This window comes from Pseudomonas sp. UW4 (assembly GCF_000316175.1).
GTDB classification, from domain to species: Bacteria; Pseudomonadota; Gammaproteobacteria; order Pseudomonadales; family Pseudomonadaceae; genus Aquipseudomonas; species Aquipseudomonas laurylsulfatiphila.
Genome location: NC_019670.1, coordinates 3,856,064 through 3,868,870 on the forward strand (window position 1 = coordinate 3,856,064; position 12,807 = coordinate 3,868,870).

A 12,807-nucleotide genomic window follows, 5' to 3' on the forward strand; every position below is an offset into this window, starting at 1 on the left:
GCTTTTTAACCTTTCAAGAACGCCAACAGGTCAGCGTTGAGCTGATCCTTGTGGGTGTCCGTCAGCCCGTGAGGGGCGCCCGGGTAAATCTTCAGGGTCGAGCCTTTCACCAGCCTGGCCGAGGAGACACCCGCCGCCTCGTAAGGCACGACCTGATCCGCGTCGCCATGCACCACCAGCGTCGGCACGTCGAACTTCTTCAAGTCTTCGGTGAAGTCGGTTTCCGAGAACGCCTTGATGCAGTCATGAGCGTTCTTGTGGCCGGCCATCATGCCTTGCATCCAGAACCAGTCGATCATGCCCTGAGACGGTTTCGCGCCGGGCTTGTTGAAGCCGAAAAACGGCCCGCTGGCGAGGTCGATGTAGAGCTGCGAGCGGTCGGCCAGCGAGGCCTGGCGGATGCCGTCGAACACTTCCAGTGGCAAGCCACCGGGGTTGGCTTCGGTCTTGAGCATCAGGGGCGGCACTGCGGAAATCAGCCCGGCCTTGGCCACGCGGCCGGTGCCGTGGCGACCGATGTAGCGCGCCACCTCGCCACCGCCGGTGGAGAAGCCGAACAGCACCGCGTCTTGCAGGTCGAGCAGCTCGATCAACTGCGCCAGATCGTCGGCGTAATGGTCCATGTCATTGCCTGACCACGGCTGACTGGAACGCCCATGACCGCGACGGTCGTGGGCGATGACCCGGTAGCCGTTGGAGGCCAGGAAAATCATCTGCGATTCCCAACTGTCGGCGTTCAGCGGCCAGCCGTGACTGAAGACAACCGGCTGACCGGTGCCCCAGTCCTTGTAGTAAATCTCGACGCCGTCGCGGGTAGTGAAAGTGCTCATGGGTGATGCCTCCTTAACGAGGGTTGGGGGGTGAATCAAACCGCAAGTGGGTTCAGGCGATCGGCCAGGCGCGCCACCCGCTCGCCCAGGTGCGCGGCGGTGCAGCGATCCTCGGGGGGCGGCGCATCGTCGGGGGATTGCTCGACATTCGACTGGGCCATGGCGCCCAGTGAGCTGCCCAGGCGATTGAGTTGGCCGTTGAACGCGCCGGTGCCGGAACGCGCCGGCAGCAGGTCGAGGCCGACCCAGATCATCGAGTGCTGCGCGGCGAACACCGCCATCTGCAGCAAGGTGTTGAGTTTGTCGCCGCACAGGCAGCCGGAATTGGTGAAGCCCGCCGCGAGTTTGTCGCGCCAGGGCTGGGTCAGGTAGAACGCGGCCGTGGCCTCCATGAACGCCTTGAAGGCCGCCGAGGCACTGCCCATGTAGGTCGGCGCGCCGAAGATGATGGCGTCGGCGTTGTGCAGCCGCGCCCAGTGCTCGTCCACTTCCTCGACCGGGATCAACTGGCAAGTGCTGCCCAGGTGCCGCTCCACGCCCGCGGCCACGGCTTCGGCCATGACCCGGGTGTGCCCGTAGCCACTGTGATAGACCACCACCACCTTGCTCATTGCTCTGTCCTTTGTGGGAGCGAGCCTGCTCGCGAAAGCGCTGTGTCAGTCACCGCATAGACTAAATGTGACACCGCCTTCGCGAGCAGGCTCGCTCCCACATCGAGCTGCTCGCGGCTTACTGACATTTCATCCCTGCCTTCAGTGGAAGTTGAAGAAGGAGAGTTTTGGGCGTAGACCGGACGCGCGACGAGTTAAACGTTGTTAATTTTCCTTGGCACGCAAAAAGCCCCGGCCTGTCCCGTCCATCTGTCGCACCCAATGTTTTCGGGACCGACAGCAGTTGGTCGATACGCTAGAGTCAATGCCTGCCCTTTCAGTCACCGGGGCGGCACATTGCGCTGCGTAAAAAACCTGAGGAATATGCTCGTAAACCGCGAACCAGACGGCTGCAGCAGGAGCGACTCGTTGACCCTTTCCCCCGAACAGGCTGTGCATTTCGGCCCCTACCGGGTCTACCCCGGACAACGCCTGGTGATGGAGGCCGACCAGCCCTTGCGCCTGGGCCGGCGCGCCATGGACATCCTGTTGATCCTGCTGGAACACGCCGGCAACGTGGTCAGCAAGCAGCAATTGATCGCTCGGGTCTGGCCCGACAGCGTGGTCGAAGACATCAACCTGCGGGTGCACATGGCCGCGTTGCGCAAGGCGCTCGGCGACGGTCAGGCCGGCCAGCGCTACATCGTCACCGTGGCCCAGCGCGGGTACAGCTTCGTCGCACCGCACTCAAGGGAACAGGTCGAACAACCGTCTGCGCCCATGGCTTGCGCGCCGAGCCGGCATAACCTGCCGGTGCGCCGCACACGCATGATCGGCCGGCGCACGCTGGTCGACAATCTGGTGGTGCAACTGCCGCGCCAGCGCTTCATCACCCTTGTCGGCCCCGGCGGCATCGGCAAGACCACCGTGGCCTTGCGAGTCGCCGAACAAATGATCGGTCGCTACCGGGACGGCATCCGCCTGCTGGACCTGGCCCCGATCAACTGCCCGCTGATGATCGACGGCCACCTGGCGACGTTGCTCGAACTGGCCCTGCACGATGACGAGCCCCTGAGCGGCCTTGCCGACTGTCTGCGCGACAGGCAAATGCTGTTGGTCATCGACAACTGCGAACACCTGGTCGACGCCATCGCCCAGCTCTGCGAAAACATTCTGCGCAGTGCGCCGCACGTGCACATTCTCGCCACCAGCCGCGAGGGCCTGCGGGCCGAAGGCGAGTTCGTCCAGCGCCTGGCATCACTCGACTGCCCGCCGCCCATCGCCGTCCTCGACCGTGCCCAGGCCATGACCTTTTCCGCCTTGCAACTGTTTGTCGAGCGGGCCATGGCCAGCCATGACAGCTTTGAACTGACGGACGATGAACTGCCGCTGTTGATCGACATCTGCCACCGACTGGACGGCATTCCACTGGCCATCGAACTGGCGGCGGCGCAAGTGGGCAACTTCGGCTTAGCCGGCTTGCTGGCGCAGTTGCAAAGCAGTTTCCGGGTGTTGACCCAGCCCTGTCAGACGCCCCCGGCACGCCATCAGACCCTGCGCGCGACACTGGACTGGAGCTTCGAGCTGCTCAACGCCTGCGAAAAGACCTGCCTGCGCCGACTGAGCGTGTTTCGCGGCGGCTTCACCCTGGAGTCCGCAGCGGCGGTGATTGTCGGCGAACACATCGAACCTCGCGAAGTGTTCGGTTCGATCACCCAACTGGTCGCCAAGTCGCTGTTGAACGTGGAGGTGGGCGATGAGGATGTTTACTACCGCCTGCTCGATACCACCCGCAGCCATGCGCTGGAAAAACTCGCGCAAACCCCCGACCTGCCCGGCACGCGGGAGCGCCATGCCGAGCGTTGCCTGGCGCTGATGCAACAGGCGCAGGACGAATGGGAGAAAACCTCGACCGGCCTGTGGCTCGAGCGCTATGGCCGGACCCTGGAGGACATCCGCGCGGCCCTCGACTGGGGTCTGCACGGGCAAGGGCCGCAGGCACTGGCGATACGCCTGGCCGCGACGTCCACGCCCCTGTGGCAGGAGCTGTCACTGCTCAAGGAACACGGCGGTTATGTGCGCAAGGCCCTGGCCCTGCTCGAGCAGTCTGCCGAGCCTTGCCCGCGTTTGCAGATGACCCTCAAGCTGGCCCTGGGCAGTGCCTGTTACCACGCTCAAGGCGCGAGTGCCGAAACCGTTGGCGCCTTTATCAGTGCCAGGACCCTGGCCAGCCGACTCAACGATGTGGCCGGTCAGTTGCGGGCGATTTCCGGTCACCTGGCGGTCAATCTCAGTTGCGGCCAATACCAGATGGCCCTGCAACAGAGCCGGCAATTCGATCAATTGGGACTGCATGACGACGCCCTGTTATCCCTGAGCACCCATCGATTGCGGGTGCTCGCCCTGCATTTTTCCGGCGACCAGCAACAGGCCGGGGAGCATGCCGAACAGGTACTGCAACGCATGGCCCACAGTGGCCATCTCAACCGCTTCACCCATGGTTTCGGCGTGCAATACGACCAGAGCGTCGCGGCGCTGACCATCCAGGCGCGCATCCTCTGGCTGCGGGGCCAACCGGAACAGGCCTGGCGTGCAGCCCGGCAGGCGCTGGACATCGCGTTGCAGATCAACCACGGCACGTCGATCTGCTACACCCTGGCGCTCGCCGGCTGCCTGATCGCCTACTACAACGGTGACACCCGCAGCGCCCGCGAACTCCTGCGCCTGCTGCTGCAACAGGCGCAGAAACACTCGGTCCTGCTGTTCCATACCTGGGCGCAACACTACGCGCAGGTGATCGGCGGCGTCGATATCGCGCCCGCCAGGCAACCAAGTGTCGGACTGATCAAGGACATCATGGTCACGCTGGATTCCACCTGCGTCGATGACGACCTGCTTGAACGTGCGCAAAACGGCGCGTCGGGCTGGAGCACGGCAGAGATTCTGCGGGCCAGGGCCGAGACGCTGCTGGCAACGGAGTGTCCGGCCAACGCCACGATGGCTGAAACCGTGCTGCTCAAGGCACTCGACGTGGCAAAAACCCAGGGCGCCCTGACCTGGGAGCTGCGCAGCGCCACCTCGCTGGCGCAATTGTGGCAGCGACAGGGCCTCCACCAACGGGCGCATGCATTGCTGGCGCCGGTCTACCAGCGCTTCACCGAAGGCTTTGCCACGCCGGACCTGAAGGCCGTGCGCCACTTACTCGGTGAGTTGCATTGCCACTTGCCGGTCTGAAAGCCGGGGCGTTTGACTGACGTAACCGGCATAACGCATTTCAAGGGTGCGCAGCTCACCACTGAGTTCGAGCTTTTCCAGGGCGTAGGTGCGGGTGGTGTTGAGGAAGCGGTAACGGATCACCCCGCCGCCCTGCTCCAGGGACAGCAGTGATTTGAGCGCGAGGTTGTCCAGCACCTCGATCAGTTCGGCGACCGGTAACGCGTCGCTGCTGATCGCGCTTATCGCGGCGTCCTGGGTGAAGGCCATCTTGAATACCGCCAAACGCTGCAACACGGATTGTTCCAGCGGACTCAACCGTTCGTAGCTCCAGTCCAGTGCAGCCTTGAGCGTCTGGTGCCGGGGCATGGCCGTGCGACGGCCCTGAGACAGCAACTGAAAACAGTTATCGAGTTGCGCCTGCAACCCCACCAGCGCCAGCGCATCGATTTGCGCCGCCGCCAATTCAATCGCCAGCGGCAGGCCGTCGAGGCGCCGACAGATTTCGCGCACGACCTTGAGGTCTTGTTCGCGCAAGGTGAAGCCTTGCTCACGGGCCCGGGCACGACTGACGAACAACTGCACCGCCGAATAGCCCATGACCTCGGCAACGCTGCGCAGCGCTGACGCCGGCGGCACCGCCAGCGGTGGCAGACGCAATACGGTTTCGCCCGCGGCCTTGAGTGGCTCGCGGCTGGTGGCGAGGATCGACAATCGCGGCATCGATTGCAGCAAAGTCTCGACCAACGTCCGGCAGCGCTCGAGCAGATGCTCGCAGTTGTCCAGGACCAACAAGGCATGCCGCTGCACCAGCGCCTCCAGCGTGATGCCGACCTCCAGCCCAAGGGTTCGCGTGAGATGATCGGTCACTTGCGCCGGATCATCGATCACCGCCAGGTCCACCAGCCACACGCCATGCCGATAGTGTTGCAACAGCAGTTCGGCCACGCGCAAGGCCACGGTGGTCTTGCCGATCCCGCAAGGTCCGACCAGGGTCATGAATCGGCGCACCGGCAACTGCCGCACCAGGCTGCCGACAACCGCATCGCGCCCGGTGATCGACGTGAGCCGCGCCGGCAGGTTGTGCAGGGGCTTTTTCACGGACTGGCTCGGGAACGCTACAGGCTGCGGCGAATGCTGTACCGGGGCGACAAAACTGTAGCCGCGCTGGGGAATGTTGACGATGTAGCTCTGACCGTTCTGCCCGTCGCCCAAGGCCCGACGCAGGGCAGCAATGTGCACGCGCAGGTTGATCTCTTCGACCACGGAGCGCGGCCAGACCTGCGCAATCAACTCGTCCTTGCTGACCACCGAGCCCGCGTGCTCGACCAGCACCTGCAACACGTCTAGGGCACGGCCGCCCAGGCGCAGCGGTCGATCGCCCTCCAGCACCAGTCGCTGACTGAGGTGGAAAGCGTAGGGTCCGAATTGCAGCACCGCTTCGTTGCTGACATCTCTGAGGCTGTTCATGGGCAGTCACTCGCGGGACACCTGATCTGGCACGTGAGTCCATCCAGGCTCCGCACCTTCCTTGCAATGAGTTACCTCGTATCTTGGCAGCCCTCTGTGACGGTACAACCGCCACGGGGGGAGCGTCACGGCCATTGCGGTGCGCGCAACGGACATGCGCGCTAGCTGAACTGCTCGCGGTATTGGGTCGGGGTCAGGCCAAGCTTTTCACTGAACAGAAAACGCATGTGCCGCACGCTGCCGAAGCCGCTTTTGAAGGCCACGGTCTTGAGCGGCAACTCGCTGGTTTCCAGCAGGTTCCTGGCGCAATCGATGCGCGCGCTTTGCAGAAACTCCATCGGCGTCATGTCCACCTCCCGGGCGAACACCCTGGCGAAATGCCGCGGGCTCATATTGGCCAGGCTCGCCATGCGCTCGATGCTGAAGGGCTCGTCGAGGTGCTCGAGCACATGGTTCTGCACGCGGGTAATCGCCGTTTCGTGAGGCGCGACCGCCGCCATCAACGGGCTGAACTGTGCCTGCCCGCCCTGACGCTTCATCACCACCAGCAACACCTTGGCCACGTCCTGGGCGACTTTTTTCCCGTGGTCTTGCGCCACCACCGACAACGCCAGGTCGATCCCGGCGGTGACACCACCGGAGGTGATGAGGTTGCGGTCCTGGACAAAGATCTGGTCAGTCTCGACGCTCGCCTTCGGGAAACCCTTGATCAGCCGCTCGGTGTAGTGCCAGTGGGTGGTGACGCGATAGCCGTCGAGCAAGCCCGCATGCCCCAACACGAACGCCCCGGTGCAGATCGAGCCATAAGCGGCGGACCGGCTGACGTTGTGCCTGAGCCACTCGAGCAACGGCGGATGCTTTTCGTTGTAGGCACCGGGACCACCGGGCACCAGCAGCAAATCAAAACCTTCGCAGGCCTGATCGATGTGCCGGTCGGCCTGCACGCTCACGCCATTGGACGCCCGCAATGCGCCGGGCTCGGTGCCGATGGTCGACAGCACATAGTGATCGTCGGGTTTCAGATAACGATTGGCGATGGAAAACACTTCCATGGGCCCGGCCATATCGAGCAGGAGAAAGTCGGGAAACAACACCATTGCCACGGTTTTCATGGATTGGAATTCACTGGGATCAAATTGAGTCGGTCCGCCAAACACCGGGACCTTGTGGGAGCGAGCCTGCTCGCGAAAGCGGTGTATCAGCCAACGTTGATAGCGACTGACACAACGCCTTCGCGAGCAGGCTCGCTCCCACAGGGCCTGCGCCCGGCATCAGGGAGTGCTGTGCATTATGGCCAAACACAAGCCAGACGCAGAAAAAAATAGCTGATTCACTTCCGGATACTGTCAACCACAACAAGACAGTATTTCAATTTTCACCTACTTATTGCACAAACCAGTAAACATTAACCTTCTCCTCACTCGGACGAATTCACGTCCCCACAGGAGATTTCATCATGCTGACTCTTCGCAAAGCCTCGGATCGTGGTCTGGCCAATCACGGCTGGTTGAAGTCGTTCCACACCTTTTCCTTCGCCAACTACCGCAATCCGAAAGAGCAGGGTTTTTCCGACCTGTTGGTGATCAACGACGACCGCGTCGCCGCCGGCAAAGGCTTCGGCCAGCACCCGCACCGCGACATGGAGATCTTCTCCTATGTGCTTGAAGGTGCTCTGGAACACAAGGACACCTTGGGCACCGGGTCGGTGATCCGCCCCGGCGATGTGCAACTGATGAGCGCTGGCAGCGGCGTGGCCCACAGTGAGTTCAACCACTCCAGCACGCGGCCGGTGCACTTTCTGCAGATCTGGATCGTGCCCGACGTCAGCGGCGCCAAACCGCGCTATCAGCAGGAGCACTTCAGCACCCGGAAAAAACGCGGGCGCCTGCAACTGATCATCTCTGCGGACGGCGCCAAGGGTTCGCTGAAGGTGCGTCAGGATGCACGGGTGTATGCCGGCCTGATCGACGGCAAGGAAAGCGCCACCCTGGAGCTGGCCGCCAACCGTTATGCCTACGTGCACGTGGCCCGGGGCAGCGTCGAACTTAATGGCGTGTTGTTGCAGGAAGGCGACGGCGTGCGAGTCCGTGATGAACAGGCACTGACCTTGAGCAACGGCGTGGACGCTGAAGTATTGGTCTTCGACCTGCGCCCGCAGGAACTGCCGGAAATGCCATGACGGATCCCTGTGGGAGCGGGCTTGCTCGCGAAGGCGGAGTGTCAGACGACATCACTGTTGAATGACCTGTCGCTTTCGCGAGCAGGCTCGCTCCCACAGTCCCCCTGATAACGGGCCCGATAGCGCCCCGGACTCTCCCCGGTCCACTTCTTGAACGCCCGATGGAAGGCGCTGGGCTCCTGGAAGCCCAGTTGCTCGGCGATATCGCTGATGCTCGCGTCGCTCTGACGCAGTTGCTCAAAGGCCACGCCACGGCGTACTTCGTCCTTGATCTCCTGATAGGAACAGCCTTCACGCTCCAGTTTGCGGCGGAAGGTGCTGGGGCTCAGGTGCTGTTCCATGGCAAAGGCCTGCAACGTCGGCCATTCACTGTAGTGACTGCCGCGCAGGCGCTGATGAACCTGCGATGCCAGTCCATGCTGGTTACGGAAGCGGATCACCAGCCATTGCGGCGCGGTGCGCAGGAACACTTTCAGCGACGCCAGGTCCTGAACCACCGGCAGGCGCAGGTAATGGCTGGCAAATTCGATTTCAGTGCGCTCGGCACCGAAGGTCAGGTTGGGCCCCCAAAGCAGGCGGTCGTCACTCAGCGACAGGCGCGAATGGCGGAAGTCCGCACGGTCAATGGGAATGCGCCGCCCACCCAGCCAGCACAGCAGACTGATCATCAACACCAGGAAGGTTTCTTCGCCAAACCGGCTGGCATCGTTGTCCTCCGAACGGGTTTGCAGGCTGATGACCGCACGTTTGCCCCGCACGGACAGCGAGCCACGAAAGTCGCGCAGGAATAACCCGAAGTTGGCCAGACACTGACGCATGGCCTTGTGCAGATCGGGTTCCTGAATCAGGGCGCGACAAATCAGGGCGAAACTGCCCGGCGGCATGCCATGGGAATCGAGCCCGAAAAACTCGTCGTCGAGCTCGCGGATCTGAATCAGCCACAACGCCGCAAACGCGTTGGCCGGTACCCGCGCCGTGGGTTGTTGCATGACCGCCGGATCAATGCCCGCCTGTTCGAGCACGGCCGTCACGCGCTGCGGATCGTCCCTCAGCCCATGGATCATGGCCTGCACGAAATAGGCGGCAACCGAGTCCTTTTCCCGCATTGGTTCGCTTCTCTCTCATCACCCGAATGGCAAAAAACATCAGTGCCGTTGAACAGTTTTGGCATAGGACAACCGCCCTGCCGGCTCTAGACTCGCGGCAATAGTACGCCTTCGGTCGCATTCGCGGCCAAGGTATCGCAGGGTTTGATCGAAGGACGGAAAATGAATCTGCAAAACATCGGTGTAATCGGCGCAGGCACCATGGGCAACGGCATCGCACAAGTCTGTGCCATGGCCGGTTTCAACGTGACCTTGCTCGACATCTCTGAAAGCGCTTTGCAAAAAGCCGTCGCGACGGTCGGTAAAAATCTTGACCGGCAGATCGCCAAGCAAACCCTGACGCCCGAGCAGAAACAGGCCACCCTCGACAAAATCCGCATCAGCACCGATTACAGCGTCCTGCATGACGCGCAACTGGTCATCGAAGCGGCCACTGAAAATCTCGACCTGAAACTGCGTGTGCTGCAACAGATCGCCGCGCAAGTCAGCAGCGAATGCGTCATCGCCTCCAATACCTCGTCGCTGTCGATCACCCAACTGGCCGCCAGTGTCAGCCAGCCAGAGCGCTTCATCGGCCTGCATTTCTTCAACCCGGTGCCGGTAATGGGCCTGATCGAAGTCATCCGCGGCCTGCAAACCAGTGACGCGACCCACCAATTGGCGCTGGACATGGCGACCACCCTCGGCAAAACCGCGATCACCGCCGGCAACCGTCCGGGCTTCGTGGTCAACCGGATCCTGGTGCCGATGATCAACGAGGCGATCCTGGTGTTCCAGGAAGGCCTGGCCAGCGCCGAAGACATCGACGCCGGCATGCGCCTGGGCTGCAACCAGCCTATCGGCCCGCTGGCCCTGGCGGACCTGATTGGCCTGGATACCCTGTTGTCGATCCTCGAAGCTTTCTATGACGGATTCAACGACAGCAAATATCGCCCGGCGCCATTGCTCAAGGAAATGGTCGCTGCCGGTTACCTGGGGCGCAAGACGGGGCGCGGCTTCCATGCCTATGCCTGAGCGTTGCTCGCGCTTTGCCGAGTACCGGGACAAAGTCCTGGAGCTGTTTGCCTGCAAGGGGTTCGGCCAGGTCGGCATGCGTGAGCTCGCGACGTGCCTGGGGCTGTCCCCAGGCTCGCTGTATCACCATTACCCCAGCAAACAGCATCTGCTGCTGGACCTGATCGAGGAGTTCTACGAGGAGCTGCTGGCCACTCTGGGGCGCATCCGGCAAAAAGCACCCGGCAAACGCGACAAACTCAACAGCCTGATCCGCGCCCATCTGAATCTGCATCGGGAGATGCCTTGGCATTTCCGTCTGGTGGAGCGCGACAGCGGTTGCCTGAACGAAGAGCAGCAGGCTCGGGTTCAACAATTGCGCGAGCAATACGAACGAACGTTGCTGAAGATGCTGGGCGCAAAGTCCCGTTTCAGCGAGCAAGGCCTGCTGGCCGCCGGGCATGCCATTGGCGCGCTGCTCAACAGTGCCCCCAGTTGGCTGACGCCCCATGTGCTGGACGAGCAGGAACGTGAGGAGCTGCTGGAAAGCATGGTTAGCGGCGCCATCGAACGTGTGCTGGCGCCGCGGCGTGTGCCGGAGGCGATAAGCCTCGCCCGGCCTATGGAAAAAACATCTAAAGAAACACAAGCTCCGACAAGGATTTAGCGCTTTGCTTGTCGGCTCGACACAATCGGAATTCGCCGAAAAAACCGGCGTCCAAACCGATGTATGCACTCGAGCACCTGGAGCCGAACATGAAAATCAATCCCTACCTTATCTTCAACGGCGCGCTTCGGCATGCTCGTCGACCGTTTTGGTGTGTCGTGGATGGTCAATTGCGAAAAGGATCAGTTAACGGCCTTTATCGATCGACAGAAATGAAGGCACAAGAAAGCCCAGCCTGAAACGGTTGGGCTTTCTGGCAACTCCCGGCCTGTCTGCTACCGTCAACTTGCCACATCGATAGCAGCGAACAAGAGGAGCAAACCCGCTATGCCAGCCCATGACCTGTCCTGGTCCACCCGTTTCAAACTCTTGCTCCTGGCAGGTGGAGTGCTCACCAGCCTGCTGACCCTCAGTGGTTGCGCCACTGTCGATGCACAGACCACCGCCTATGTCGGGGTAGAACATCCGGCACCGACATTGCCGGACGAGGTTGTCGTGCTGCGCTCGGAGCCTCTGCGCCCACATGTGCGCCTGGGTGAAGTGCTGATCGACGCCAGCGTCGACCCTGCCCCGCCGATTACCGAAGTCGAACAGAAGCTGCGGGAAGAATCCGCCAAACTCGGCGGCGACGCCGTGGTGGTCGTCTATGACCACATTCAGGCGGTGGGAGCCTATGCCAACGGACCGCTGTGGGCTCGCGACGTGACGACCATCGAGGGACGCAAGCTCAAAGGCATCGTGATCAAGTACCGGTAAATATCTCCCCGCGGTAGGCAGCGTCAACGGAGGTTGAGTTTGAATGACCTGGTGATCGCCCTCATCGTTTTCGCCTGCCTGTCCGCCAGCGCACTGCTGGGTTCGTACGTGAGGGAGCGGTTACCGAGCCAACATCTGAGCGATGACTCCGTGGCGGTGTTGAAGCTGGCCACCGGCCTCATCGCAACGATGTCGGCGCTGGTCCTCGGCCTGCTCGTTTCCTCAGCCAAAAACACCTTCGATACGGCCAATGCCGAGCTGGAGGGCGCGGCGGCGAAAGTGATTCAATTCGACCGTTTGCTGGCCCGCTATGGCCCCGATACCCAGAGCATCCGTACCGAGCTCAAGCACAACTACGCCGAAATCACCCAAGTGCTCGCGACCCGCGATCGCCGTCAGATTGCAAAACTCGACAGCCCCGAAGTGATCCGTCGTTCCGAAGGCCTGCAACGCCAGGTCGAGTCACTGACGCCTGGCAACGATGATCAGCGCTCACTCAAAGCCAAGGCATTGCAAGACATGGACGCCGTGTTTGCCGCCCGCTGGCTGACCCTGTTGCAGTCCAATCAATCGATTCCACCGGTGATGCTGGTGATTCTGGTGACGTGGCTGGGGATTATCTTCGGCTCGTTCGGGCTGTTTGCACCACGCAACGGAACCATTGTCGTCGTCTTGCTGATGTGTGCCCTGTCGACGGGGGCAACCATCTTGCTGGTGGAGGAACTCAATCGACCGCTTGATGGTTTTATCTGTGTGTCGCTGGATTCGCTGGAGCACACACTGGAGCGGTTGGGGCAGTAGTTTGAATTTCCTGCGGACAAAAACAAAACCCCAACTGCTTTCGCAATTGGGGTTTCGGAATTTAATCTTGACGATGACCTACTCTCACATGGGGAAACCCCACACTACCATCGGCGATGCATCGTTTCACTTCTGAGTTCGGGATGGGATCAGGTGGTTCCAACGCTCTATGGTCGTCAAGAAATTCGGGTACTGAGTCGTG

General features: G+C 61.8%; 12 protein-coding genes and 1 rRNA gene. 7 read left to right on the top strand and 6 right to left on the bottom strand.

Going from position 1 to position 12,807, the window contains the following annotated elements:
* Positions 1-5 precede the first annotated feature (5 nt).
* On the bottom strand, positions 6-830 hold the full coding sequence (locus PPUTUW4_RS16780; RefSeq protein WP_015095772.1) for an alpha/beta hydrolase: 825 nt from the start codon (positions 828-830) through the stop codon (positions 6-8).
* Positions 831-865: 35 nt separating this feature from the next.
* Positions 866-1,441 carry a flavodoxin family protein gene (locus PPUTUW4_RS16785; RefSeq protein ID WP_015095773.1) on the bottom strand — a complete coding sequence of 192 codons (576 nt, stop codon included), beginning with the start codon at positions 1,439-1,441 and terminating at the stop codon, positions 866-868.
* 408 nt (positions 1,442-1,849) lie between these two features.
* Here PPUTUW4_RS16785 and PPUTUW4_RS16790 point away from each other — a divergent pair, with 408 nt between their 5' ends.
* Complete coding sequence (locus tag PPUTUW4_RS16790; protein ID WP_015095774.1) at positions 1,850-4,654, top strand: winged helix-turn-helix domain-containing protein; 2,805 nt, start codon at positions 1,850-1,852, stop codon at positions 4,652-4,654.
* Here the strand turns inward: PPUTUW4_RS16790 and PPUTUW4_RS16795 are convergent.
* Together PPUTUW4_RS16795 and PPUTUW4_RS16800 are read right to left on the bottom strand one after the other, a co-directional pair.
* A complete protein-coding gene (locus PPUTUW4_RS16795) occupies positions 4,619-6,103 on the bottom strand; it encodes a winged helix-turn-helix domain-containing protein (RefSeq protein WP_015095775.1) in 1,485 nt (494 codons plus the stop codon). The two genes, PPUTUW4_RS16790 and PPUTUW4_RS16795, sit on opposite strands and share 36 nt — an antisense overlap.
* A gap of 161 nt (positions 6,104-6,264) precedes the next feature.
* Complete coding sequence (locus PPUTUW4_RS16800) at positions 6,265-7,215, bottom strand: GlxA family transcriptional regulator (protein ID WP_015095776.1); 951 nt, start codon at positions 7,213-7,215, stop codon at positions 6,265-6,267.
* 344 nt (positions 7,216-7,559) lie between these two features.
* Between PPUTUW4_RS16800 and PPUTUW4_RS16805 the strand changes: the two genes are divergently transcribed.
* Positions 7,560-8,282 carry a pirin family protein gene (locus PPUTUW4_RS16805; protein ID WP_015095777.1) on the top strand — a complete coding sequence of 241 codons (723 nt, stop codon included), beginning with the start codon at positions 7,560-7,562 and terminating at the stop codon, positions 8,280-8,282.
* A 41-nt stretch (positions 8,283-8,323) separates the two neighbouring features.
* On the opposite strand, the gene PPUTUW4_RS16810 is transcribed toward PPUTUW4_RS16805, so the two are convergent.
* On the bottom strand, positions 8,324-9,388 hold the full coding sequence (locus tag PPUTUW4_RS16810) for an AraC family transcriptional regulator (protein ID WP_015095778.1): 1,065 nt from the start codon (positions 9,386-9,388) through the stop codon (positions 8,324-8,326).
* 162 nt (positions 9,389-9,550) lie between these two features.
* Here PPUTUW4_RS16810 and PPUTUW4_RS16815 point away from each other — a divergent pair, with 162 nt between their 5' ends.
* From PPUTUW4_RS16815 to PPUTUW4_RS16830, 5 genes are all read left to right on the top strand, one after another.
* Positions 9,551-10,402 (top strand): 3-hydroxybutyryl-CoA dehydrogenase, encoded by an 852-nt coding sequence (locus tag PPUTUW4_RS16815; protein WP_015095779.1) that lies wholly within the window; start codon positions 9,551-9,553, stop codon positions 10,400-10,402.
* Positions 10,389-11,048, top strand: a complete 660-nt coding sequence (locus PPUTUW4_RS16820) for a TetR/AcrR family transcriptional regulator (protein ID WP_041474908.1) — start codon at positions 10,389-10,391, stop codon at positions 11,046-11,048. Before PPUTUW4_RS16815 ends, PPUTUW4_RS16820 begins: the two co-directional genes overlap by 14 nt.
* Before the next feature lie 89 nt (positions 11,049-11,137).
* A complete protein-coding gene (locus PPUTUW4_RS29930) occupies positions 11,138-11,287 on the top strand; it encodes a hypothetical protein (protein WP_158467554.1) in 150 nt (49 codons plus the stop codon).
* An 88-nt stretch (positions 11,288-11,375) separates the two neighbouring features.
* A complete protein-coding gene (locus tag PPUTUW4_RS16825; RefSeq protein ID WP_015095781.1) occupies positions 11,376-11,804 on the top strand; it encodes a hypothetical protein in 429 nt (142 codons plus the stop codon).
* A gap of 39 nt (positions 11,805-11,843) precedes the next feature.
* Positions 11,844-12,605 (top strand): DUF4239 domain-containing protein, encoded by a 762-nt coding sequence (locus tag PPUTUW4_RS16830; RefSeq protein ID WP_015095782.1) that lies wholly within the window; start codon positions 11,844-11,846, stop codon positions 12,603-12,605.
* Positions 12,606-12,670: 65 nt separating this feature from the next.
* Here the strand turns inward: PPUTUW4_RS16830 and rrf are convergent.
* Positions 12,671-12,786 (bottom strand): 5S ribosomal RNA (gene rrf / locus PPUTUW4_RS16835).
* Positions 12,787-12,807 lie beyond the last annotated feature (21 nt).

Coding starts and splice junctions, on each gene's coding strand:
- PPUTUW4_RS16780 (WP_015095772.1), bottom strand. CDS start 830: ATGAGCACTTTCACTACCCGCGACGGCGTCGAGATTTACTACAAGGAC.
- PPUTUW4_RS16785 (WP_015095773.1), bottom strand. CDS start 1,441: ATGAGCAAGGTGGTGGTGGTCTATCACAGTGGCTACGGGCACACCCGG.
- PPUTUW4_RS16795 (WP_015095775.1), bottom strand. CDS start 6,103: ATGAACAGCCTCAGAGATGTCAGCAACGAAGCGGTGCTGCAATTCGGA.
- PPUTUW4_RS16800 (WP_015095776.1), bottom strand. CDS start 7,215: ATGAAAACCGTGGCAATGGTGTTGTTTCCCGACTTTCTCCTGCTCGAT.
- PPUTUW4_RS16805 (WP_015095777.1), top strand. CDS start 7,560: ATGCTGACTCTTCGCAAAGCCTCGGATCGTGGTCTGGCCAATCACGGC.
- PPUTUW4_RS16810 (WP_015095778.1), bottom strand. CDS start 9,388: ATGCGGGAAAAGGACTCGGTTGCCGCCTATTTCGTGCAGGCCATGATC.
- PPUTUW4_RS16815 (WP_015095779.1), top strand. CDS start 9,551: ATGAATCTGCAAAACATCGGTGTAATCGGCGCAGGCACCATGGGCAAC.
- PPUTUW4_RS16820 (WP_041474908.1), top strand. CDS start 10,389: ATGCCTATGCCTGAGCGTTGCTCGCGCTTTGCCGAGTACCGGGACAAA.
- PPUTUW4_RS29930 (WP_158467554.1), top strand. CDS start 11,138: ATGAAAATCAATCCCTACCTTATCTTCAACGGCGCGCTTCGGCATGCT.
- PPUTUW4_RS16825 (WP_015095781.1), top strand. CDS start 11,376: ATGCCAGCCCATGACCTGTCCTGGTCCACCCGTTTCAAACTCTTGCTC.